Annotated in this window: 18 protein-coding genes; 12 read left to right on the top strand and 6 right to left on the bottom strand. The window is 60.3% G+C overall.

The window, feature by feature from the left end; all coding sequences use genetic code 11:
• Positions 1 to 31: 31 nt before the first annotated feature.
• The 11 genes from HNR03_RS21975 (at position 32) to hemE (ending at position 15947) form a co-directional block, all read left to right on the top strand.
• A complete protein-coding gene (locus HNR03_RS21975) occupies positions 32 to 1096 on the top strand; it encodes a pilus assembly protein PilM (RefSeq protein ID WP_259155712.1) in 1065 nt (354 codons plus the stop codon).
• The gene (locus HNR03_RS21970) at positions 1096 to 1662 is read left to right on the top strand and encodes a PilN domain-containing protein (protein ID WP_259155710.1); all 567 of its coding nucleotides are present in this window, start codon (positions 1096 to 1098) and stop codon (positions 1660 to 1662) included. Before HNR03_RS21975 ends, HNR03_RS21970 begins: the two co-directional genes overlap by 1 nt.
• Complete coding sequence (pilO, locus tag HNR03_RS21965) at positions 1659 to 2282, top strand: type 4a pilus biogenesis protein PilO (protein ID WP_222589432.1); 624 nt, start codon at positions 1659 to 1661, stop codon at positions 2280 to 2282. The genes HNR03_RS21970 and pilO overlap by 4 nt, the downstream gene beginning before the upstream one ends.
• Positions 2279 to 2806, top strand: a complete 528-nt coding sequence (locus HNR03_RS21960) for a pilus assembly protein PilP (RefSeq protein WP_222589433.1) — start codon at positions 2279 to 2281, stop codon at positions 2804 to 2806. Before pilO ends, HNR03_RS21960 begins: the two co-directional genes overlap by 4 nt.
• A gap of 13 nt (positions 2807 to 2819) precedes the next feature.
• Positions 2820 to 4895: a type IV pilus secretin PilQ gene (gene pilQ / locus HNR03_RS21955; protein WP_259155709.1), complete on the top strand. Its 2076-nt coding sequence runs from the start codon at positions 2820 to 2822 to the stop codon at positions 4893 to 4895.
• A gap of 4 nt (positions 4896 to 4899) precedes the next feature.
• A complete protein-coding gene (aroK, locus tag HNR03_RS21950) occupies positions 4900 to 5418 on the top strand; it encodes a shikimate kinase AroK (protein WP_259155708.1) in 519 nt (172 codons plus the stop codon).
• 150 nt (positions 5419 to 5568) lie between these two features.
• The gene (gene aroB, locus HNR03_RS21945; RefSeq protein ID WP_259155707.1) at positions 5569 to 6669 is read left to right on the top strand and encodes a 3-dehydroquinate synthase; all 1101 of its coding nucleotides are present in this window, start codon (positions 5569 to 5571) and stop codon (positions 6667 to 6669) included.
• Between the two features lie 10 nt (positions 6670 to 6679).
• Positions 6680 to 8287: an AAA family ATPase gene (locus tag HNR03_RS21940; RefSeq protein WP_222589437.1), complete on the top strand. Its 1608-nt coding sequence runs from the start codon at positions 6680 to 6682 to the stop codon at positions 8285 to 8287.
• A 349-nt stretch (positions 8288 to 8636) separates the two neighbouring features.
• Entirely contained in the window at positions 8637 to 13085 is a 4449-nt protein-coding gene (gltB, locus tag HNR03_RS21935) for a glutamate synthase large subunit (RefSeq protein ID WP_259155706.1), read from the top strand.
• Between the two features lie 127 nt (positions 13086 to 13212).
• The gene (locus HNR03_RS21930; protein WP_222589439.1) at positions 13213 to 14631 is read left to right on the top strand and encodes an FAD-dependent oxidoreductase; all 1419 of its coding nucleotides are present in this window, start codon (positions 13213 to 13215) and stop codon (positions 14629 to 14631) included.
• A gap of 248 nt (positions 14632 to 14879) precedes the next feature.
• Entirely contained in the window at positions 14880 to 15947 is a 1068-nt protein-coding gene (hemE, locus tag HNR03_RS21925; protein WP_222589440.1) for a uroporphyrinogen decarboxylase, read from the top strand.
• Positions 15948 to 16138: 191 nt separating this feature from the next.
• Here hemE and HNR03_RS21920 read toward each other — a convergent pair whose 3' ends face one another.
• Entirely contained in the window at positions 16139 to 17413 is a 1275-nt protein-coding gene (locus HNR03_RS21920; RefSeq protein ID WP_222589441.1) for an MFS transporter, read from the bottom strand.
• Between the two features lie 118 nt (positions 17414 to 17531).
• On the opposite strand from HNR03_RS21920, the gene HNR03_RS21915 reads away from it, so the two are divergent.
• Positions 17532 to 18428 carry a LysR family transcriptional regulator gene (locus HNR03_RS21915; RefSeq protein ID WP_259155704.1) on the top strand — a complete coding sequence of 299 codons (897 nt, stop codon included), beginning with the start codon at positions 17532 to 17534 and terminating at the stop codon, positions 18426 to 18428.
• A 417-nt stretch (positions 18429 to 18845) separates the two neighbouring features.
• On the opposite strand, the gene HNR03_RS21910 is transcribed toward HNR03_RS21915, so the two are convergent.
• Genes HNR03_RS21910 through HNR03_RS21890 form a run of 5 tightly spaced genes read right to left on the bottom strand, consistent with a single transcriptional unit; the run spans position 18846 to position 22930 of the window.
• Complete coding sequence (locus tag HNR03_RS21910) at positions 18846 to 20072, bottom strand: beta-ketoacyl-ACP synthase (protein ID WP_259155703.1); 1227 nt, start codon at positions 20070 to 20072, stop codon at positions 18846 to 18848.
• Positions 20072 to 20800 (bottom strand): 3-oxoacyl-ACP reductase FabG, encoded by a 729-nt coding sequence (fabG, locus tag HNR03_RS21905; protein ID WP_222589447.1) that lies wholly within the window; start codon positions 20798 to 20800, stop codon positions 20072 to 20074. Before fabG ends, HNR03_RS21910 begins: the two co-directional genes overlap by 1 nt.
• Positions 20797 to 21258 carry a hotdog family protein gene (locus tag HNR03_RS21900; RefSeq protein ID WP_259155702.1) on the bottom strand — a complete coding sequence of 154 codons (462 nt, stop codon included), beginning with the start codon at positions 21256 to 21258 and terminating at the stop codon, positions 20797 to 20799. Before HNR03_RS21900 ends, fabG begins: the two co-directional genes overlap by 4 nt.
• Positions 21255 to 22451 (bottom strand): beta-ketoacyl-[acyl-carrier-protein] synthase family protein, encoded by a 1197-nt coding sequence (locus tag HNR03_RS21895; RefSeq protein ID WP_259155701.1) that lies wholly within the window; start codon positions 22449 to 22451, stop codon positions 21255 to 21257. The genes HNR03_RS21900 and HNR03_RS21895 overlap by 4 nt, the downstream gene beginning before the upstream one ends.
• Positions 22448 to 22930 (bottom strand): hypothetical protein, encoded by a 483-nt coding sequence (locus HNR03_RS21890; protein WP_259155700.1) that lies wholly within the window; start codon positions 22928 to 22930, stop codon positions 22448 to 22450. The genes HNR03_RS21895 and HNR03_RS21890 overlap by 4 nt, the downstream gene beginning before the upstream one ends.
• Positions 22931 to 22979 lie beyond the last annotated feature (49 nt).

Here is a 22979-nt window from a genome sequence, read left to right as displayed (position 1 = left end):
GTAAGACACGGATTGTCATAGGGAATTGGTAGTGCTAGGACTCTTCAACAAGAAAGCCAATACGCTTCTGGGGATCGACATCAGCTCCACGTCGGTGAAGCTATTAGAGCTTAGTCGCCAAGGCGACCGTTATCGGGTTGAAGCCTATGCGGTCGAACCGTTGCCCGCCAACGCCGTGGTCGAAAAAAATATCGCCGAGCTCGAAGGCGTGGGGCAGGCACTCGCGCGCGTGCTGGCAAAGGCCAAGACCAGTCTGCGGAACGTTGCCGTGGCCGTCGCCGGCTCGGCCGTCATCACCAAGACCATCGAGATGGACGCCGGTCTTTCCGACGACGAGATGGAAAACCAGCTCAAGATCGAAGCGGATCAGTACATTCCTTACCCTTTGGATGAGGTCGCCATCGACTTCGAAGTCCAGGGCGCTTCGGTGCGTAACCCCGAGCGGGTCAATGTGCTGTTGGCGGCCTGTCGCAAGGAAAACGTCGAAGTGCGTGAAGCGGCTCTGGCCCTCGCCGGCCTGACCGCTCGCGTGGTGGACGTCGAGGCCTACGCGCTGGAGCGCTCCTATTCTTTGCTGGCAACCCATCTGGCGGCCTCTCAGGAGCGTTTGACGGTGGCAGTGGTCGATATTGGCGCCACCATGACCACCCTCAGCGTCCTCCATAACGGGCGGATCATCTACACCCGCGAACAATTGTTCGGCGGTCGCCAGCTCACGGAGGAAATCCAGCGCCGTTATGGCCTGACCCTCGAGCAGGCCGGGCTTGCGAAAAAACAGGGTGGATTGCCGGACGACTACCTCAGCGAAGTATTGCAGCCTTTTCGCGATGCGCTGGTGCAGCAGGTTTCCCGTTCATTGCAGTTCTTCTTCGCCTCCGGTCAATACAACGCGGTCGATCACATTCTGCTGGCCGGTGGTACCGCGTCGGTCCCGGGGCTTGACCGGTTGATCGAACAACGGCTCGGTACGCCGACCCAGGTGGCTAATCCGTTCGCCAATATGGCGCTGAGCAGCAAGGTCAATGCGGGCGCCCTGGCGAGCGATGCGCCGGCCTTGATGATCGCCTGTGGACTGGCCCTCAGGAGTTTCGACTGATGGCACGGATCAACCTTTTACCCTGGCGCGAGGAGCTGCGCGAAGCACGCCGCAAACGCTTTTTGCTGGCGCTGGTCGGCGTGTTGGTCGGCTCCGTGGGAGCCGTACTCATTGCGGACCAGATCATCAGCGGTGCGATTGACCGGCAAGTGGCCCGTAACGATTACATCGACAAGCAGATTGCCGTGGTCGACGAGCGGATCAAGCAGATCAGCGACCTGAAATCCCGTCGCCAGCAACTGGTGGAGCGCATGCGCATCATCCAGGACCTGCAAGGCAATCGCCCCATCAGCGGACGGATTTTCGACCAACTGGCGCGCACACTGCCGGACGGGGTGTATTTCACCGAAGTGAAAATGGTCGGAAAAACCTTATCGATCACCGGCGCGGCGGAGTCCAACAATCGAGTGTCGGAATTGATGCGCAATCTGGACGCCTCGGATTGGTTCGACGCACCCAGCCTCACGGAGGTCAAGGCGACCACCGCCGGTCAGCTGGATCAGGCCAATGTTTTTCAGTTGACTGTCCGTCAGACGCAGCCCGCCGTTGTAGAGGTGGGTCAATGAACCCTTCTGGATGGTTCGAAGCGCTGCGCAAGATCGATATCAACGATCTGGACACCAACAACATCGGCTCCTGGCCTCCAGCGATCAAGGCGCTGGCAGGGATTCTGCTGATGATTCTGGTGCTGGCGCTGGGCTATTCCTTTTACCTCAGCGATCTGGAAGATCAATTGGGACTCAAGCGCGAACAGGAATCGACCCTCAAGGAGCAATTCGCGACCAAGGCCCGCATGGCGGCGAACCTCGAGCTGTATACCCAGCAGATGACGGAGATGGAGAACTCATTCGGCGTATTGTTGCGGCAATTGCCCAGCGACACCGAAGTGCCTGGTCTGCTGGAAGACATTACCCGTACAGGGTTGGGCAGCGGGCTGGAGTTCGAAGAGATCAAATTGCTGCCGGAGGTCACGCAGCAGTTCTACATCGAGTTGCCTATCCAGATCACTGTTACCGGTGCCTATCATGACCTGGCGACGTTTGTCAGTGGCGTGGCCGGGCTGCCGCGGATCGTTACGCTGCATGATTTCGACCTCGCTCCGGTCGACCCCGAGAGTGGTCCCAAGCTGCGCATGAGTATCCTTGCCAAGACCTATCGCTACAACGACAAGGGGCTGCAGAAATGAGCCCGGCTCGTTGTTTCTCGATGGCGATGTTGTTCGCTGGCCTGGCGGGCTGTGGCAACGCCAATGACGTCAGTGACCTCGATGCCTACATGAATGAAGTACGCCTCAGGCCGCCCGGCAAGATTGAACCAACGCCGACTTTTCGGTCTTACCCCACGTTCACGTACAACGCTGCCAACCTGCGCAGCCCGTTTTCCCGGCAGGTCAGGGTCGATCTGGCGGGCCAGAAGCATGGCTCGCGCAACGTCAAGCCCGACCCCAACCGCACCAAGCAGTACCTCGAAGGTTTCAACATCGAGCAGTTTGAAATGGTCGGCACGATCTCCAATGCGACCGGCTCCTTTGCGCTGTTGCGCGGGGCGGGCGGTGTGCATCGGTTGAAAGTCGGCGATTACCTGGGGCGTAACGATGGACGGATCGTCGCCATCAGCGGCTCACAAGTCGATGTGGTCGAAATCGTGCCCGATGGCCAAGGTGCCTGGCTGGAACGACCGCGGACCATCCCTTTGAAAGAGCACTCATAGTGGAACTCGAACAATGAACAGGACTTTCTCAACCGTCGGTATCACGCTATGGATAGCGTTGCTGTCGCCGATGGTACAAGCGGCCAACCTCAAGGCGCTGGATGTCGCCGCGCTGCCGGGTGATCGCGTCGAGTTGAAGTTGTCTTTCGACGGGCCGCCACCGGAGCCCCACGGATACACGACCGAGTCACCTGCGCGAATCGCGCTCGATCTACCCGGTGTGGTCAATCAGCTGACGAGCAAGAATCGTGATCTGGGCGGCGGCAATGCGCGCAGCGCGACGGTGGTGGAGGCTAAAGATCGTACGCGGCTGATCATCAACCTGACCCAGTTGACCCCGTACAACGCCCGGGTCGAAGGCAACAAACTGATTGTGGTGGTCGGGCAGGGGGCCACCAGGGCGCCTCGACCGCCGGCCAGTGCGCCCCGCGTCGCGACGGCAAAGCCTGCCCCGGTGAAAGCCTATGTGCCCGCCAACAAAGCCATCCGTGGCGTGGACTTCCAGCGTGGCACCCAGGGTGAAGGCAATGTGGTGATCGACTTGTCGGATCCTTCAATCGCCCCGGATATCCAGGAGCGCGACGGCAAGATCATCCTCGGTTTCGCCAGGACCCAATTGCCTGAGCCGTTGCGCGTGCGTCTGGACGTCAAGGATTTCGCCACTCCGGTTCAATTCGTCAACGCCAGTGCCACGGGCGACCGGGCGACGATCAGCATCGAGCCCAGCGGAGCGTTCGATTATTCGACCTACCAGACCGACAACAAGCTGACGGTCAGTATTCGTCCGATGACCGTCGACGACCTGCAAAAGCGCAACGCCGAGCGTTTTGCCTATACCGGTGAAAAGCTCTCGCTGAATTTCCAGGACATCGATGTGCGTTCGGTACTGCAGTTGATCGCCGATTTCACCAACCTCAACCTGGTCGCCAGTGACACCGTGCAGGGCGGCATTACCTTGCGTTTGCAAAACGTCCCATGGGACCAGGCGCTGGACCTGGTGCTGAAAACCAAAGGCCTGGACAAGCGCAAGATCGGCAACGTTCTGCTGGTGGCGCCGGCCGATGAAATCGCCGCTCGCGAACGCCAGGAGCTGGAATCGCAGAAGCAGATCTCTGACCTCGCGCCGCTGCGTCGAGAGTTGCTGCAGGTCAATTACGCCAAGGCTGCCGACATCGCCAAATTGTTCACTTCGGTAACCAGTGCCGAAGCGAAAGCCGACGAGCGGGGTTCCATCACGGTTGATGAGCGGACCAACAACATCATTGCCTACCAGACCCAGGACCGCCTCGACGAACTTCGGCGGATCGTCGCGCAACTGGATATACCGGTGCGCCAGGTGATGATCGAGGCGCGAATCGTCGAAGCCAATGTCGACTATGACAAAAGCCTCGGTGTGCGCTGGGGCGGTTCGGCTCAGAACAAGGGCAACTGGAACACGTCCGGGGTCAGTGGCTCCTCGACGACCATTGGTACGCCGGGCAGCACCAGCACCAACTCACCGTTTGTCGATCTGGGTGCTGCCGGCAATACCTCGGGGATCGGCATCGCCTTCATCACCGACAACGTGTTGCTGGATCTGGAGCTGACGGCGATGGAGAAGACCGGCAACGGAGAAATTGTCTCGCAGCCGAAGGTCGTCACGTCCGACAAGGAAACCGCAAAAATCCTCAAGGGCACCGAGATTCCCTATCAGGAAGCCAGTTCCAGTGGCGCGACTTCGGTGTCTTTCAAGGAGGCCTCGCTGTCGCTTGAAGTGACGCCGCAGATCACCCCGGACAACCGGATCATCATGGAGGTCAAGGTCACCAAGGATGAGCCGGACTACCTGAACAAGGTCCAGGATGTACCGCCGATCAAGAAAAACGAAGTCAATGCCAAGGTGCTGGTCAACGACGGCGAGACCATCGTGATCGGTGGAGTTTTCTCAAATACTCAGAGCAAGGTTGTAGATAAGGTGCCATTTCTCGGTGATGTGCCGTATCTTGGCCGCCTTTTCCGGCGTGACGTGGTTTCGGAGAAAAAATCCGAGCTGCTGGTATTTCTCACTCCGCGTATCATGAATAACCAGGCGATTGCTGTGAGTCATTGATTCTGTGCGAAATTTGATTCTTGTTGGACCGATGGGGGCTGGAAAAAGCACCATCGGCCGGTTGCTGGCCAGAGAGCTGCGCCTGCCGTTCAAAGATTCCGATAAGGAAATTGAATTGCGCACGGGCGCCAATATCCCGTGGATTTTCGATAAGGAAGGCGAACCGGGCTTCCGTGACCGCGAGCAGGCAATGATTGCCGAGCTGTGTGGTTGCGACGGCGTGGTGCTGGCGACCGGTGGTGGCGCGGTAATGCGCGAAGCCAATCGTCGGGCACTGCGCGCCGGTGGTCGGGTGGTTTATCTGCACGCCTCCGTCGAGCAGCAGGTCGGCCGCACTTCCCGTGATCGCAATCGGCCGCTGTTGCGTACAGCCGACCCGGCCAAGACACTTCGGGACCTACTGGCGATCCGCGATCCGCTTTATCGGGAAATCGCCGACCTGGTGGTGGAAACGGATGAGCGGCCGCCGCGAATGGTGGTGCTCGACATTCTCGAACGCTTGCAGCAGCTACCTCCCCGTTAATGCCCGGCGCGAAATGCGCTATCCTCGGCGTCCTGCCACAACCGCTCAAGGTTGTGGCAGATGGCTGCCAAACGGCGTCACACCAACAGGCATCATGGACATTCGTTAATTCAAGGCAGGACGCCTGATTCATCTTCACTGTGGGGACACATGCAGACACTCAAGGTCGACTTAGGCGAGCGCAGCTACCCGATTCATATTGGCGAAGGTTTGTTGGATCAGCCTGAGCTGCTGGCCCCGCACATCCGCGGACGGCAAGTAGCGATCATCTCCAACGAGACCGTTGCGCCGCTCTATCTGGAGCGTCTGACCCGCAGCCTCGCGCAATTCTCGGTGATTTCCGTGGTGCTGCCCGACGGCGAAGCCTTCAAGACCTGGGAAACCCTGCAACTGATTTTCGACGGCCTGCTGACCGCACGGCACGATCGACGTACCACGGTGATCGCCCTCGGTGGTGGTGTTATAGGTGACATGGCCGGTTTTGCCGCGGCCTGTTACCAGCGCGGCGTCGATTTCATCCAGGTCCCGACCACATTGCTGTCGCAAGTCGACTCCTCGGTGGGCGGCAAGACCGGGATCAACCATCCGCTGGGCAAAAACATGGTCGGCGCGTTTTATCAGCCGAACGTGGTGCTGATCGATACCGCCACCCTCAATACCCTGCCGGCCCGCGAACTCTCTGCCGGGCTGGCGGAAGTCATCAAGTACGGGCTGATCTGCGATGAGCCGTTCCTGACCTGGCTCGAAGAAAACGTCGATCGCTTGCGCGCCCTGGATCAGGTGGCCCTGACGTATGCCATCGAGCGCTCTTGCGCGGCCAAGGCGGCGGTGGTCGGTGCCGACGAGAAGGAAACCGGCGTTCGTGCCACCTTGAACCTGGGTCACACCTTCGGCCACGCTATCGAAACTCATATGGGCTATGGTGTCTGGCTGCATGGCGAGGCTGTGGCTGCTGGCACCGTAATGGCGTTGGAAATGTCTGCGCGCCTGGGCTGGATCACCGAGCAGGAACGTGATCGTGGTATTCGCCTGTTCCAGCGCGCCGGATTGCCGGTCATCCCGCCTGAAGAGATGACCGAAGCCGATTTTCTCGAACACATGGCAATTGACAAGAAAGTGATCGACGGTCGTTTGCGCCTGGTGCTGCTGCGCCACATGGGCGAAGCGGTGGTGACCGACGATTATCCGAAAGAGGTTTTACAGGCCACGCTGGGAGCGGATTACCGCGCCCTGGCTCAGCTTAAAGGTTAATAAGATCCCGATGACTAGTTTGCATGCCGACGAGGCTTTCCTCGGCCATTACCAGTTAAACCATGACCCTTTTGCTCCACGGGTGCCTGGTTTCAAATTTTTCCCGGCCCAGCGCAAGCCGGTGCTGGGACAACTGCACCATCTGGCGCGTTACAGCCAGTTGCTGCTGGTGGTCACCGGCCCGCAAGGCAGTGGCAAGACCCTGTTGCGTCAGGCGCTCGTAGCCAGCACCAACAAACAGTCGGTGCAGAGCCTGGTGGTTTCCGCCCGTGGCGCCGGTGATGCGGCTGGCGTGCTGCGTCAAGTGGCCCAGGCGCTGAACATCGAACAGGCCGAAATCGGCGCGATCCTCTCTCAAGTGGTGCAGTTGGCGCTGACGGGGCAGGAAGTCTATTTGCTGGTGGATGATGCCGAGCAACTCGACGAATCCGCGCTGGAAGCCTTGCTGGCGCTCGCCGCTGGCGCGCCGGAAGGTCGGCCGCACGTGTTCCTGTTCGGTGAGTCCTCGCTGATTGCTCAGCTTGACGCGCTCAGCCTTGAGGAAGAGCGTTTCCACGTCATCGAATTGCAGCCCTACACCGAAGAAGAAACGCGCGAATATCTGGCTCAGCGCCTTGAAGGTGCCGGCCGGGGTATCGAACTTTTTACCGCAGATCAGATCTCTGATATTCACGAAAGCTCCGACGGTTGGCCTGGCAATATCAACCAGGTCGCCCGCGATGCAATGATCGAAGCCATGATTGCCAGCCGCTCAGCGGTGAAGCGTCCAAGTATGGGGTTCAACATGCCGAAGAAACACGTATTGGCGATATCCGCCGTCGTCGTGGTCGCGGTAGCCGCCGCCTGGTTGATGCCAGGTCGCAGCAAAGCACCGACCACTGGCGCTCCTGCCAACGAGCAGGCGCAATTGCCGCTCGGCCAGGGCGCGCCAAAACCCAATAGCGGCGGTGCACCATCCGTCGAATTTGCCGGTAATACACAACCGATGCCGTTACCGCTGGTCGGTAACTCGCAACCAGTTATGCGCGGTCCGTTGGCCGAAGCGGCTGGCGGTATCACTGAAGGTGACGACGGCGTGCCTGTCGAAGGTTCCAGCGCTAAACCGCCTACCGTGACCACCACTGCGCCGCCTGCGGGTATCCAGCCTGGTCCTGCACCAACGCCTGCCGCCAAACCGACGCCTGCGCCGACTCAGGTGGCAACAGCCAAGCCGGTCCCGACCGCGCCTGCCGTGAAGCCGGCTCCAGCGCCTGCCAAGCCCGCCGCCGTGGCTACCGCCAAACCTGTCGAGAAAGCGGCCGAGAAGCCCGCTGCCGCCGCGAAAGGCGCCGGTGGCACCTGGTACGCCGGGCAACCGACGAGCAACTACGTGGTGCAGATCCTCGGTACCAGCTCTGAAACGGCCGCGCAAAACTTCGTGAAAGAGCAGGGCGGCGAGTACCGTTATTTCAAGAAAGTCCTCAACGGCAAACCGCTTTACGTCATCACCTACGGTAACTTCGCCAACCGCGATGCAGCCGTTACCGCCATCAAGGCCTTGCCAGCGAAGGTTCAGGCTGGTAAACCTTGGCCTCGCACTGTCGCCAGCGTCCAACAGGAACTGGCAACAACTCGCTGAAGATTCGGCGGCCTTACCCAGGCCGCCTCTCCAAGCACCTCAAAATTTCTACAAGCGCATGCCGTCTCTACAGACCGCGTGCCTTGTGGTGTCTGCGTCATAGTGGTCTTTGAGTCGTTGCGGTCAAAATTAAAAAAGTTTTGACTAGCACAGCATATCGCTTTAAACCTTTCACAAATGCGACATAGATTTGCGACATTTCGTCGTCAAATTTGTGAGCGTAAGTGTCGGTGTGTACAATGACCTCCCTTTTGCCCCCGCAAAGCTGGCGTACGTTCGGCGCGGACGGTAAGTGGTTGAATTGAAAAGAAATTTGCCTCGTAAGAGGCAGCCTGGTGAGAAAGTGTCTATGAAAGCAGGTCTGTACCAACCAGATGAATTCAAGGATAACTGCGGTTTCGGCCTGATAGCCCATATGCAGGGCGAGCCCAGTCATACCCTTTTGCAAACGGCCATCGAGGCCCTGACCTGCATGACCCACCGCGGTGGGATCAACGCCGACGGCAAGACCGGTGACGGTTGCGGTCTGCTGATTCAAAAGCCGGACGTGTTCCTGCGAGCCATCGCCCAGGAAACCTTCGGTGTCGAATTGCCCAAGCAATATGCCGTGGGCATGGTCTTCTTCAACCAGGACCCGGTCAAAGCCGAAGCCGCTCGCGAGAACATGAACCGCGAGATCCTGGCTGCCGGCCTGACCCTCGTCGGCTGGCGCAAAGTGCCGATCGACACCAGCGTCCTCGGCCGTCTGGCCCTCGAGCGTCTGCCGCAGATCGAACAAGTGTTCATCGGTGGCGAAGGCCTGAGCGATCAGGACATGGCGATCAAGCTGTTCAGTTCCCGTCGTCGTTCGTCCGTGGCCAACGCCGCCGACGTAGATCACTACATCTGCAGCTTTTCCCACAAGACCATCATTTATAAAGGCCTGATGATGCCGGCGGACTTGACCGCCTTCTATCCAGACCTGAGCGACCAGCGCCTGCAAACCGCGATCTGCGTGTTCCACCAGCGCTTCTCCACCAACACCCTGCCGAAATGGCCGTTGGCTCAACCGTTCCGCTTCCTGGCGCACAACGGCGAGATCAACACCATCACCGGCAACCGCAACTGGGCCGTGGCCCGTCGCACCAAGTTCGCCAACGACCTGATGCCCGATCTCGAAGAGCTCGGCCCGCTGGTCAACCGCGTCGGTTCCGACTCCTCCAGCATGGACAACATGCTTGAGCTGATGGTCACCGGTGGCATCGACCTGTTCCGTGGCGTGCGGATGATCATTCCGCCTGCGTGGCAGAACGTCGAAACCATGGACCCGGACCTGCGGGCGTTCTACGAATACAACTCGATGCACATGGAACCGTGGGACGGCCCGGCCGGCGTGGTAATGACCGACGGTCGCTACGCGGTGTGCCTGCTCGACCGTAACGGTCTGCGTCCGGCGCGTTGGGTCACCACCAAGAACGGATTCATCACCCTGGCCTCTGAAATCGGTGTCTGGAACTACCAGCCTGAAGACGTGATCGCCAAGGGGCGCGTGGGCCCGGGCCAGATCTTTGCCGTGGACACCGAAACCGGTCAGATCCTCGACACCGACGCCATCGACAACCGCTTGAAGTCCCGTCATCCGTACAAGCAATGGCTGCGCAAGAACGCTCTGCGCATCCAGGCGACCATGGAAGACAACGACCACGGTTCGGCTTTCTACGACGTCGATCAGCTCAAGCAGTACATGAAGATGTATCAGGTCACGTTCGAAGAACGCGATCAGGTGCTGCGTCCGCTCGGCGAGCAGGGCTACGAAGCCGTGGGCTCGATGGGCGACGATACGCCGATGGCCGTGCTGTCCCAGCGCGTGCGCACGCCGTACGACTATTTCCGCCAGCAGTTCGCGCAGGTCACCAACCCGCCGATCGACCCGCTGCGTGAAGCCATCGTCATGTCGCTGGAAATCTGCCTCGGTGCCGAGCGCAACATTTTCCAGGAGTCGCCGGAACACGCCTCGCGCGTGATCCTCAGCTCGCCGGTCATTTCCCCGGCCAAGTGGCGCTCGCTGATGAACCTCGATCGTCCGGGTTTCGAACGCCAGATCATCGACCTCAACTACGACGAAAGCGTCGGCCTCGAGGCGGCTATCCGCAATGTCGCCGATCAGGCTGAAGAAGCTGTGCGCTCCGGTCGTACCCAGGTGGTGCTGAGTGACCGTCACATTGCTCCGGGCAAACTGCCGATCCACGCTTCGCTCGCCACCGGCGCGGTGCATCACCGCCTGACCGAAAAAGGCCTGCGTTGCGACTCCAACATCCTCGTGGAAACCGCTACCGCCCGCGACCCGCATCACTTTGCGGTGCTGATCGGTTTCGGCGCCTCGGCGGTCTACCCGTTCCTGGCCTACGAAGTGCTGGGCGACCTGATCCGCACCGGTGAAGTGCTGGGCGACCTCTATGAGGTGTTCAAGAACTACCGCAAAGGCATCACCAAAGGCCTGTTGAAGATCCTGTCGAAGATGGGCATCTCGACCATCACCTCGTATCGCGGCGCGCAGCTGTTCGAAGCTATCGGCCTGTCCGAAGAAGTTTGCGACCTGAGCTTCCGTGGCGTACCAAGCCGCATCAAGGGCGCGCGTTTCGTCGACATCGAAGCCGAACAGAAAGCCCTCGCCGCCGAAGCCTGGAGCCCGCGCAAGCCAATCCAGCAAGGTGGTCTGCTGAAGTTCGTCCACGGTGGCGAATATCACGCTTACAACCCGGACGTGGTCAACACCCTGCAAGCCGCTGTGCAGCAGGGCGACTACGGCAAGTTCAAGGAATACACGGCGCTGGTGGACAACCGTCCGGTGTCGATGATCCGCGACATGTTCAAGGTGAAGACCCTGGACACGCCGCTGGACATCAGCGAGATCGAACCGCTGGAATCGGTGCTCAAGCGCTTCGACTCCGCCGGTATCTCCCTTGGCGCCTTGTCGCCGGAAGCCCACGAAGCCCTGGCCGAAGCCATGAACCGCCTCGGTGCGCGTTCCAACTCCGGCGAAGGCGGCGAAGACCCGGCGCGCTACGGCACCATCAAGAGCTCGAAAATCAAGCAGGTCGCGACCGGCCGTTTCGGGGTGACCCCGGAATACCTGGTCAACGCTGAAGTGCTGCAGATCAAGGTCGCTCAGGGCGCCAAGCCTGGCGAAGGTGGTCAACTGCCCGGCGGCAAGGTCAACGGTCTGATTGCCAAGCTGCGTTACGCAGTGCCGGGCGTGACCCTGATTTCGCCACCGCCGCACCACGACATCTATTCGATCGAAGACTTGTCGCAGCTGATTTTCGACCTGAAACAAGTCAACCCGAAGGCCCTGGTCTCGGTGAAGCTGGTCGCAGAAGCGGGCGTCGGCACCATCGCCGCCGGTGTGGCCAAGGCCTACGCGGACTTGATCACCATTTCCGGCTACGACGGTGGTACCGGCGCATCGCCGCTGACCTCGATCAAATACGCGGGCGCTCCGTGGGAACTCGGCCTGGCCGAAACCCACCAGACCCTGCGCGGCAACGACCTGCGCGGCAAAGTCCGGGTGCAGACCGACGGCGGCCTGAAAACCGGCCTCGACGTGATCAAGGCGGCGATCCTCGGCGCTGAAAGCTTCGGCTTCGGCACCGCGCCGATGATTGCGCTGGGCTGCAAATACCTGCGCATCTGCCACCTGAACAACTGCGCCACCGGCGTCGCGACCCAGAACGAGAAGCTGCGCAAGGATCACTACATCGGTACCGTCGACATGGTGGTGAATTTCTTCACCTACGTCGCCGAAGAAACCCGTGAGTGGCTGGCCAAGCTGGGCGTGCGCTCCCTCGAAGAGCTGATCGGTCGTACCGATCTGCTGGAAATCCTCGAAGGTCAGACCGCCAAGCAGCAACACCTGGACCTGACGCCGTTGCTGGGCAGCGATCACATCCCGGCAGACAAACCCCAGTTCTGTCAGGTGGACCGCAACCCGCCGTTCGACAAAGGCCTGCTGGCCGAGAAAATGGTCGGCATGGCCACTTCGGCCATCAACGACATGAGCGGCGCCGATTTCGCGCTGGATATCTGCAACTGCGACCGTTCGATCGGCGCCCGGATCTCCGGTGAAATCGCGCGCAAGCACGGCAACCAAGGCATGGCGAACGCGCCGATCACCTTCCGCTTCAAAGGGACGGCCGGTCAGAGCTTCGGTGTATGGAACGCTGGTGGTCTGAACATGTACCTGGAAGGCGACGCCAACGACTACGTCGGCAAAGGCATGACCGGCGGCAAACTGGTCATCGTTCCGCCGAAAGGCAGCGTCTACAAGACTCAGGACAGTGCCATCATCGGTAACACCTGCCTCTATGGCGCTACCGGTGGCAAGCTGTTCGCCGCCGGCACCGCGGGCGAGCGTTTTGCGGTGCGTAACTCCGGTGCCCACACCGTTGTTGAAGGCACTGGCGATCACTGCTGCGAGTACATGACCGGTGGTTTCGTCTGCGTTCTGGGCAAGACCGGTTACAACTTCGGCTCAGGCATGACCGGCGGTTTCGCCTACGTGCTCGACCAGGACAACACCTTCGTTGACCGGGTCAACCACGAACTGGTGGAAATCCAGCGGATCAGCGGTGAGGCGATGGAAGCCTACCGCAGCCACTTGCAACGCGTGCTGAACGAATACGTCGAGGAAACCGACAGCGAGTGGGGTCGTAACCTCGCTGAAAACCTCGATGACTATTTGCGTCGTTTCTGGCTCGTCAAACCGAAGGCAGCGAGTCTGAAATCTCTGCTCTCGAGTACTCGTGCGAGTCCGCAATAAACGACGCAGCTGCAAGCGGAAAGCTTCAAGCCGCAAGCTTGAGGCCGTGCGCGGTGTGGCGGATTAATTTGATTTTCTTGCAGCTCGAAGCTTGTAGCTTGGAGCTGTCGTGTACGAGGTTTTGAAGATGGCCGAACGTCTAAATAACGACTTCCAGTTCATCGATGTCGGGCGCAAGGATCCGAAGAAGAAACTGTTGCGTCAACGCAAGAAAGAGTTCGTGGAGATCTACGAACCCTTCAAACCCCAGCATTCGGCCGATCAGGCCCACCGCTGCCTGGGTTGCGGTAACCCGTATTGCGAATGGAAGTGCCCGGTGCACAACTTCATTCCGAACTGGCTGAAGCTGGTGGCCGAGGGCAACATCCTCCAGGCCGCCGAGCTGTCGCACCAGACCAACACGCTGCCGGAAGTTTGCGGCCGGGTGTGCCCGCAGGACCGTCTGTGCGAGGGTGCCTGCACCCTCAACGACGGTTTCGGCGCGGTGACCATCGGTTCGGTCGAGAAGTACATCACCGACACCGCGTTCGCCATGGGCTGGCGCCCGGACATGTCCAAGGTCAAGCCGACCGGCAAGCGTGTTGCAATCATCGGTGCAGGCCCGGCCGGCCTGGGTTGTGCTGACGTGCTGGTACGCGGCGGCGTGACGCCGGTGGTGTTCGACAAGAACCCGGAAATCGGTGGTCTGCTGACCTTCGGCATCCCCGAGTTCAAGCTGGAAAAGACCGTGCTGAGCAATCGTCGCGAAGTCTTCACCGGCATGGGCATCCAGTTCCGCCTGAACACCGAAGTGGGCAAGGACGTGACCGTCGAGCAACTGCTCGAAGAATACGATGCCGTGTTCATGGGCATGGGCACCTACACCTACATGAAGGGCGGCTTTGCCGGTGAGGACCTGCCGGGCGTGCATGACGCGCTCGACTTCCTGATCGCCAACGTCAACCGCAACCTGGGCTTTGAAAAGTCGCCGGAAGATTTCGTCGACATGAAAGGCAAGAAGGTTGTGGTGCTGGGTGGTGGCGACACGGCGATGGACTGCAACCGTACTTCGATTCGTCAGGGCGCCAAGTCGGTGACCTGTGCTTATCGTCGCGACGAAGCAAACATGCCGGGTTCGCGCAAAGAGGTGAAGAACGCCAAGGAAGAAGGCGTGAAATTCCTCTACAACCGCCAGCCGATCGCCATCGTCGGTGAAGACCGCGTCGAAGGTGTGAAGGTGGTCGAGACCCGTCTCGGCGAGCCGGACGCCCGTGGCCGTCGCAGCCCTGAGCCTATCCCGGGTTCTGAAGAGATCATCCCGGCCGACGCCGTGGTCATCGCCTTCGGTTTCCGTCCAAGCCCGGCATCGTGGTTCGAACAGCACAGCATCCAGACCGACAGCCAGGGCCGCGTCGTGGCCCCGGAGCAAGGGAAGTACAAGCACCAGACCAGCAACCCGAAAATCTTCGCCGGTGGCGATATGGTTCGCGGTTCTGACCTGGTGGTAACGGCGATCTTCGAAGGGCGTAATGCCGCTGAAGGGATCCTCGATTACCTGGGCGTCTGATCACTTTCCAATAGTTTGGAATGCAATACCTGTGGGAGCTGGCCTGCCGGCGATGCAGACACCTCGGTCTACCAGACCAACCGAGGTGTCTGCATCGCCGGCAGGCCAGCTCCCACAGTGTTTTGTGGTGCTGCAATCACTGCATTCCCCCGCGACAAATTGACCCGATAGACAAAAGGCTGACCTGCAACCGTGCCTTTTGTGTCGCGCTCTGAGAAAATGCCCGCACTTTTTTTCCGGATGCCGACATGACTGCCCTGAAGAACGACCGTTTCCTTCGCGCCCTGCTCAAGCAACCCGTAGACGTCACCCCTGTGTGGATGATGCGTCAGGCCGGTCGCTACCTGCCGGAATACCGCGCCAGCCGTGCCAAGGCCGGTGACTTCATGAGCCTGTGCATGAACCCGGAGTTCGCTTGCGAAGTCACGATGCAACCGCTCGACCGCTATCCTCAACTGGACGCGGCGATCCTGTTCTCCGACATCCTCACCATCCCCGACGCGATGGGCCAAGGCCTGTACTTCGAAACCGGTGAAGGTCCGCGCTTCAAGAAAGTCGTCAGCACCCTGGCCGACATCGAAGCCCTGCCGATTCCCGATCCACACAAAGACCTCGGCTACGTCATGGACGCGGTCAGCACTATCCGCCGCGAACTGAACGGTCGCGTGCCACTGATCGGCTTCTCCGGCAGCCCATGGACCCTGGCCACCTACATGGTCGAAGGCGGTTCGTCGAAAGACTTCCGCAAGACCAAGGCCATGCTCTACGACAACCCGCAAGCCATGCACTTGCTGCTGGACAAGCTGGCGCAGTCGGTCACCAGCTACCTCAACGGCCAGATCATGGCCGGCGCACAAGCGGTGCAAATCTTCGACACCTGGGGCGGCAACCTCTCGGCGGCGGCGTACCAGGAATTCTCCCTGGCCTACATGCGCAAAATTGTCAGCGGCCTGATCCGTGAACACGAAGGACGCAAGGTTCCGGTCATTCTGTTCACCAAGAATGGCGGCCTGTGGCTGGAAAGCATCGCCGATGCTGGCGCTGATGCCCTTGGCCTTGACTGGACCTGCGACATCGGCGAAGCCCGCCAACGTGTCGGCAATAAAGTCGCGCTGCAAGGCAACATGGACCCGACTGTGTTGTACGCCAAGCCAGAAGCCATTCGCGCCGAAGTCGGCCGGATCCTCGCCAGCTACGGCAAAGGCAGCGGCCACGTGTTCAACCTTGGCCATGGCATCACGCCGGAAGTTGATCCGGAACACGCGGGTGCGTTCCTGCGCGCGGTTCACGAATTGTCGGCGCAGTATCACGAGTGATCGTCGCCCAATAAAAAACGCCCGGCAGATGCCGGGCGTTTTTGTATGGAGATCTCGGGCAACACTCGGTCCCTGTGGGAGCGAGCCTGCTCGCGATGAGGTCATAACATTCAATATCTCAGTTGGCTGTTATGCCGCCATCGCGAGCAAGCTCGCTCCCACAGTTGTTTATGGCTGACTGGTATTTGTGTTTAAGCCTTTACACCGCCCAACGGCGGCAACTTCGCCAGCTTCAAAGCCACCAGCAGCGCAATCACCAGCAACCCGCCAATGAACAACCCGATCCCATTCCATCCACCCATGTGCCAGAACACCCCACCCGCCGTCCCGGCGATGCTCGATCCGGCGTAATAGCTGAACAAATAAAGCGACGACGCCTGCCCCTTGGCCTTGATCGCCCGGCGCCCGATCCAGCTGCTGGCCACGGAGTGCGCGCCAAAGAAGCCAAACGTGAAGATCAGCATGCCGATGATCACCAGCGGCAATGGCGTGAACATCGTCAGGGCAAGACCGGCGAGCATCAGCACAATCGTTGCCCAGAGCACTTTGCGCCGGCCCAGTTTGTCAGCCAGCGAACCGATTTTCGCCGAGCTGTAGATACCCGACAGGTACACCACCGACAGCAGCCCGACGAACACCTGATCCATATGGTAAGGCTCGGCCAGCAAGCGATAACCGATGTAGTTGAACAGCGTGACAAACGCGCCCATCAACACAAAAGCTTCAAGGAATAGCAGCGGCAGGCCCGCATCGCGGAAGTGCATGGTGAAGCCATCGAGCAGGCTGCGCGGGTGAAGTGAGCGAGCGCGGAAGTTGCGCGATTCGGGAAGGATTTTCCAGAACACCGCCGCCGCGATCAGCGCCAGGCTGCCGATCACCAGCATCGCGGTGTGCCAGCTCACGAAGTCGATCAACACACCGGTAATCAAGCGTCCGCTCATCCCGCCAATCGCGTTGCCGCCGATGTACAGGCCCATCGCCAGGCCGATGTGTTGCGGGTGGATTTCTTCGCTCAGGTACGTCATGGCAACTGCCGCCAGACCGCTCAGCGACAACCCGATCAACGCGCGCATCACCAAGACGCCTTGCCAGCTCGGCATCATCGCGCTGGCCATGGTGCACAGCGCGGCGGCGAACAGGGCCGCGACCATCACCGGTTTGCGTCCGATGCGGTCGGAGATAGGCCCAGTGATCAGCAGACCAATCGCCAGCATGCCAGTGGCCACCGACAGGATCAGGCTGCTCTGCGCCGCATTGATCGAATACTCGTGGGACAGCAGCGGCATCATCGGCTGCACGCAGTAGAGCAAGGCGAACGTCGCGAAACCGCCGCAGAACAGCGCCAGCACCGTGCGCATGAACATCGGCGTGCCTTTTTCGATGTAGATCTCCTTCAATTCGGCGACGGCATCGTCGACCGCAGCGGGCGGAACTTCATGAGCAAGGGGGGCGACAGCAGTTTTCACTTCAGACCTCGGAGGACGCAGCCGGTCAGGCAATGAAAAAAGCATATAGCTGGCTAATGATTCAATCCAATATATTGTTCGACCTGTTTGATAGGTTTAACGACCTAATGGAGTTTTCATGGAATTGCGTCACCTGCGCTACTTCATCGCCGTCGCCGAAGAACTGCATTTCGGCCGCGCCGCCCAGGTGTTGGGCATCTCGCAACCGCCATTGAGCCAGCAGATTCAAGCGCTGGAACAGGAAGTCGGTGCGCGGCTGTTCGAGCGAACCAATCGTCGGGTCGAGCTCAGCGAGGCGGGTCGGTTGTTCCTGGAAGAAGCGCGGTTGGTGCTGGCGCAGGTCGATAAAGCCGCTGACGTGGCGCGTCGTGCGCAGCTTGGCGAGTTGGGTGAGCTGAAAATTGGTTTCACCTCGTCGGCCCCCTTCAACTCGACCATTCCCCAGGCGATTTTTTCATTCCGCCAGCGCTTTCCGGCCGTGCATTTGAACCTGCGGGAGATGAGCAGCACCCAAGTGGCCGATGCGCTTGTGGATGAGTCGATCGAGGTCGGGATCATGCGACCGCTGGGGTTGCCGGACTCCCTCAGCGTGGTGGAATTGATGCGTGAACCGTTGGTGGCCGTGCTCAGCTCCAAGCATCCGCTGGTGAGCGGCAGCGAAGAGGGGTTGTTCCTGTCGGCATTGGCCCTCGAACCCTTCGTATTTTTCCCACGCAGTTATGGCAGTGGTCTGTACGCACAATTGCTCAGCCTGGCGCGGGACGCTGGTTTCAGCCCGCACTTTGCGCAAGAGGCGGGTGAGGCGATGACGATTATCGGGCTGGTGGCGGCGGGGCTGGGGGTGTCAGTGCTGCCAGCGTCTTATCAGCGGATGCGTATTGACGGCGTGGTGTACCGGCCGTTGCTCGATCCGGAGGCTGTGTCGGCGGTATGGCTGGTGCAGCGCAAGGATCAGAAGTCGCCGATGGCCAAGGCGTTTGTGGAGTTGTTGACGAGGAAGGTTGAGGGAAGTTGAGCACGGGACACTTAAAACAGATGAGTTTTAAGCGGTCAAAATCGCGGTACGTAAAGCGCTTGGCGTGTGATGGCATCGGGGGGTGGCACAGTCAGGCGAATGGCCAGTCGTTGCCCCTGATCCTTTTTCAGGCAATACTCGCGCCGCTCCCGAAAGGGGCTTGTGAGACTCTGAGTATCCTGGGAAACCAGCCATCGCAGAGCCAGACAGGTACCGGGCGATGACAAGCCGACCTGTTTGTGAAGGGGCGCCGAAAGGCGCCCCTTGTCGTTTCCGAGGTGCTCACCTCAGTCAACCTTTACCAACTCCCCTCGCAACCCCACACCGGTCACTACAGGCTTAAGCGCCACCGCCACGGCAAACAGCGCGGCGATGCGCTGAAACTGAGTCATTCCCTTTACTCCAAACGTGTCCGGATCAGTGCCAACGACGGAAAATCAACGAGGTGTTAACGCCACCAAACGCAAAATTGTTGTTCATCACGTATTCATTACTCATCTGCCGGAACTCGCCGCGCAGGTAGTCGAGCTTGCCGCAGAGCGGATCGACATCGTCAAGGTTGAACGTGTGCACATACAGGTCGCGGTTCATCATTTCGATGCTGAACCAGGACTCCAATGCTCCGCACGCACCCAAGGTATGGCCGAGGAAGCTCTTTTGCGAACTGATCGGCATGTGTTCGCCGAATAGCGCACTGGTCGCCAGTGTTTCGGCGATGTCGCCCTGTTCAGTCGCCGTGCCGTGACCATTGACGTAGCCAATGTCCGAAGGCTGCAGCCCGGCGTCTTCCAGGGCCAGTTCCATGGCCCTGCGCATGGTGACCTGTTCCGGTCGGGTGGCGTGCTGGCCGTCGGCGTTGCTGCCGAAGCCGACGAGTTCGGCGTGGATGCGTGCACCGCGAGCCAGCGCGTGTTCGAGTTCTTCAAGCACCAGCATTCCGCCGCCTTCGCCTATCACCAGGCCATCGCGGGCGCTGTCGTAGGGACGCGGAGAGGTCTGCGGTGCATCGTTTTTCAGGCTGGTGGCGTAGAGCGCGTCGAAGACCATGGCTTCGGTCGGGCACAGTTCTTCGGCGCCGCCGGCGAGCATCAGTGGCAGTCGGCCGAACTTGATCGACTCGTAGGCATAACCGATGCCCTGGCTACCGCTGGTGCAGGCGCTGGAGGTCGGGATCAATCGGCCGGTGAGACCAAAGAAGATGCTGATATTGGCCGCGGTGGTGTGCGGCATCATCCGCACATAGGAGTTGGCGTTCAGGCCCTCGGCCACCGAGTTGAGCAACATGTTGCCGAATGCCTTGATCTCGTCGGTGCTGCCGGTGGACGAGCCGCAGGAGACGCCCATGCGCCCGTCCTTGATCGACTCGTCACCCAACAGCCCGGCATCGGCCAGCGCCTGTTCCGCCGCGCCGACCGCCAGGCGTGAGACCCGGCCCATGCTGCGCAGTTGTTTGCGGGTCCAGTGGGCGGGCACTTTAAAGTCGTCGATGGGCCCGGCCAGGCGCGTGTTGAGTTCGGTAAAGCGATCCCACTCGTCCATCCGGCGAATGCCACTGCGGTTGGCCGCGAAGTTGGCGGCGATGGTTGCCCAGTCGCTGCCCAGTGAGGTGATGCCGGCCATGCCGGTGACGACGACGCGCTTCATCAGCACAGGCCTCCATTGACGGCCAGAACCTGCCGGGTGATGTACGACGCTTCCGCCGACATCAGGAAATTCACCGCGCTGGCCACCTCTTCCGGGGTGCCCATGCGTTGTGCGGGAATCATTTTCATCAGTTCTTCCACCGGCACGTTTTCGTCGAGCATTGCCGTGTCGATCAGGCCGGGTGCGACACAGTTGACGGTAATTTTGCGCTTGCCCAGTTCGATCGCCAACGCTTTCGCCGCGCCGATCAGACCGGCCTTGGACGCGCTGTAGTTGACCTGGCCGCGATTGCCGATCAGGCCGGAAACCGAGGTGATGCAGACAATCCGCCCGGCAGCGCGACGACGAATCATCGGCATCATCACCGGGTGCAGCACGTTGTAGAAACCGTCGAGGTTGGTGCGCATCACCACATCCCAATCATCCTCGCTCAGTGCTGGAAAAGCACCGTCGCGGGTCAGGCCGGCGTTGAGCACGACACCGTAGTAGGCGCCATGGGTTTCAACGTCGGCTTCGAGGATGGCTTTGCAGCCGGCGCGGTCGGACACGTCGAATTGCAGGATGCGCGCCTGGCGCCCCAGCGCCTGGATTTCGCCTTGAACGATCACGGCGTCCGCCAGACCGCTGCGGCAATGCAGGACGATGTCATGCCCTGCCTGGGCCAGGCGCAGCGCGATGGCGCGGCCGATGCCACGGCTGGAGCCAGTGACCAGTACGGATTCAGTCATGACTGGACTCCTTCGGGTTCATGAAGATATTGAGCGGCCTGAGGTGGGCGGAACACGTTCAGACGGGCGCTGGCGTGAATGCCTGGAGCGTTGATGTGGCATTCGAACACGCCCATGCCGTTATCGTCTTCCAGCGAGCGCATCCCGTGGATGGTTAGCTCGGTGCCGACGGGGAAGTGTTCCACGTTGCATTCGAATTTACGCGTACCGAGCAGAAAACCCAGCACCACGCCATCGCCCCGCTGGCGCGCGTGGCAACCGGCGTACGCGGCGACACTCTGGGCCATCAGTTCAATGCCGACCCAGGCGGGCATGCTGCCGTCGGCACGGCTGAACAGGCCATCGGGCCTGACGGTGAGGCGTGTGCGGATCTGGTCGTCATCGAACTCCAGAATCTGTTCGATGAAGATCATATCGCCAGCGTGCGGCAGCAGTTCGGCGATCGGCCAGTCAATCATGGGGCGTCTCCGATTATCAGGCTGACGTTGTTGCCACCGAAGGCAAAGGAATTGCTCATCAAGTAGCGAGGTGCAATGGACGTCAGGCGATCGGTCGGGGTCACCCAATCCAGGGCCGGTAGCTCAGGATCAGGCTGGCCGTCCCAGACGTGGGGCGCCAGGGCCTGCTCGCGGTTGTTCGTGCTCAGGCTCAGCCAGCAGAACGCCGCTTCCAGGGCACCGGCGGCGCCAAGGGTGTGACCGGTCATCGGCTTGGTTGAAGAACACGGCACACCTAGCGGGAACAGGGTCGCTACGGCCAGGCTTTCCATGGCGTCGTTGTGTTGGGTCGCGGTGCCATGCAGGTTCAGGTAACCGATCTGAGCGGGTTGCAGATTTGCTCGGCACAAGGCTTTGCGCATGGCTTGCAAGGCGCCACGGCCAGTCGGTTCCGGCGCAGAAATGTGGTGCGCATCTGAACTGGCACCGCTGCCTAGCAGTGCAATCGGCTGGCCGTCGCCGGCATTTTTGCTCATCAGAAACAGCGCGGCGGCTTCACCGATATTGATGCCGTTGCGGTTGACCGAAAACGGATTGCAACGTTGCTCGGACACTGCTTCCAACGCCGAGAAACCGTTGAGGGTCAGTTTGCACAAACTGTCGACGCCGCCGCACAGCACCGCATCGCACACGCCCAGATCCAGCAGGCGTTGGGCGCTCATCAGCGCCCGGGCGCTGGAGGTGCAGGCGGTCGAGATCACATAAGCCGGGCCGCTCAATTGCAGCCAGTCGGCGAGGAAATTGGCCGGTGCGCCTAGCTCCTGCTGCTGATAGTCGTAATCGGCAGGGAAATGATGCTCGCGAATGTAATGGGCCAGGCCACGGCTGGCCTCATGGATGCCCGATGTGCTGGTGCCCAGCACCACACCGATACGGTCACGGCCGTAGGTCTGGATCGCACGATCGATGTCTTCGCGGATTTGCAACGCGGCTTCCAGCAGTAGCTGGTTGTTGCGGCTGCTTTGCTGAGCCAGTGCCGCTGGAATCGGGGCCAATTCGCCACTCACCGCCGCCACCGGCAATGAGCGCTCCGGGACCCAGCCAGCCTCGCTGCGCATGCCAGAGCAATCACCGGCAAACAGATTGCGCGCGACTTCCGTTTTGTCGCGACCCAGGGCACAGATAACCCCAAGGGCGTTCAGATAGGCGGTCATGGCTCGTCTCCGCTAAGGGGCGTGACTTGATACTTGGGACCTTTGGGCAGGTTCAATTCGAAGCTCATCGGTTGTGAATAACGGACGTCCCAGTGCGTGGGCAAGGAGCGTTGACTGCCATGTTGCCAAGCCGTGGGGTAGTTGCCCGACAGTTCATCCTTGGGTGTCAGCGCAAACAGCAACGCCGCGAACAGCTCCCGGGCTTCCGGGTTCGGCGGCAACAGGCCGTCGGCTTTCCATTGGCCATCGATCAGTTTCTGGCGAGCCTGTGGAATGCCCAGCAAATCCATCATCGACCAGCGAATGCCTGGGCCTTCACGCTGGATCACCAGCACCCAGTCCTGACGTTGTTCGGCGACCAGGCGCTGAATGTGCAACTGCAGCGGCAACGACAGGTTCGGGGTTTGCTCGGGCAGCGGCGGACTGCTGGCGCAAGCGCTCAGCAACAGACAGCAACCCAGGAGCAGGAAACGAATCATCAGACCTCACCTTCAAGGGAAGTTCGCCACAAAAAGGCGTTCACGTTAT

The organism is Pseudomonas sp. JAI111 (assembly GCF_024809425.1).
Lineage (GTDB): Bacteria > Pseudomonadota > Gammaproteobacteria > Pseudomonadales > Pseudomonadaceae > Aquipseudomonas.
This window is presented reverse-complemented; position numbering and strand designations above follow the sequence as displayed.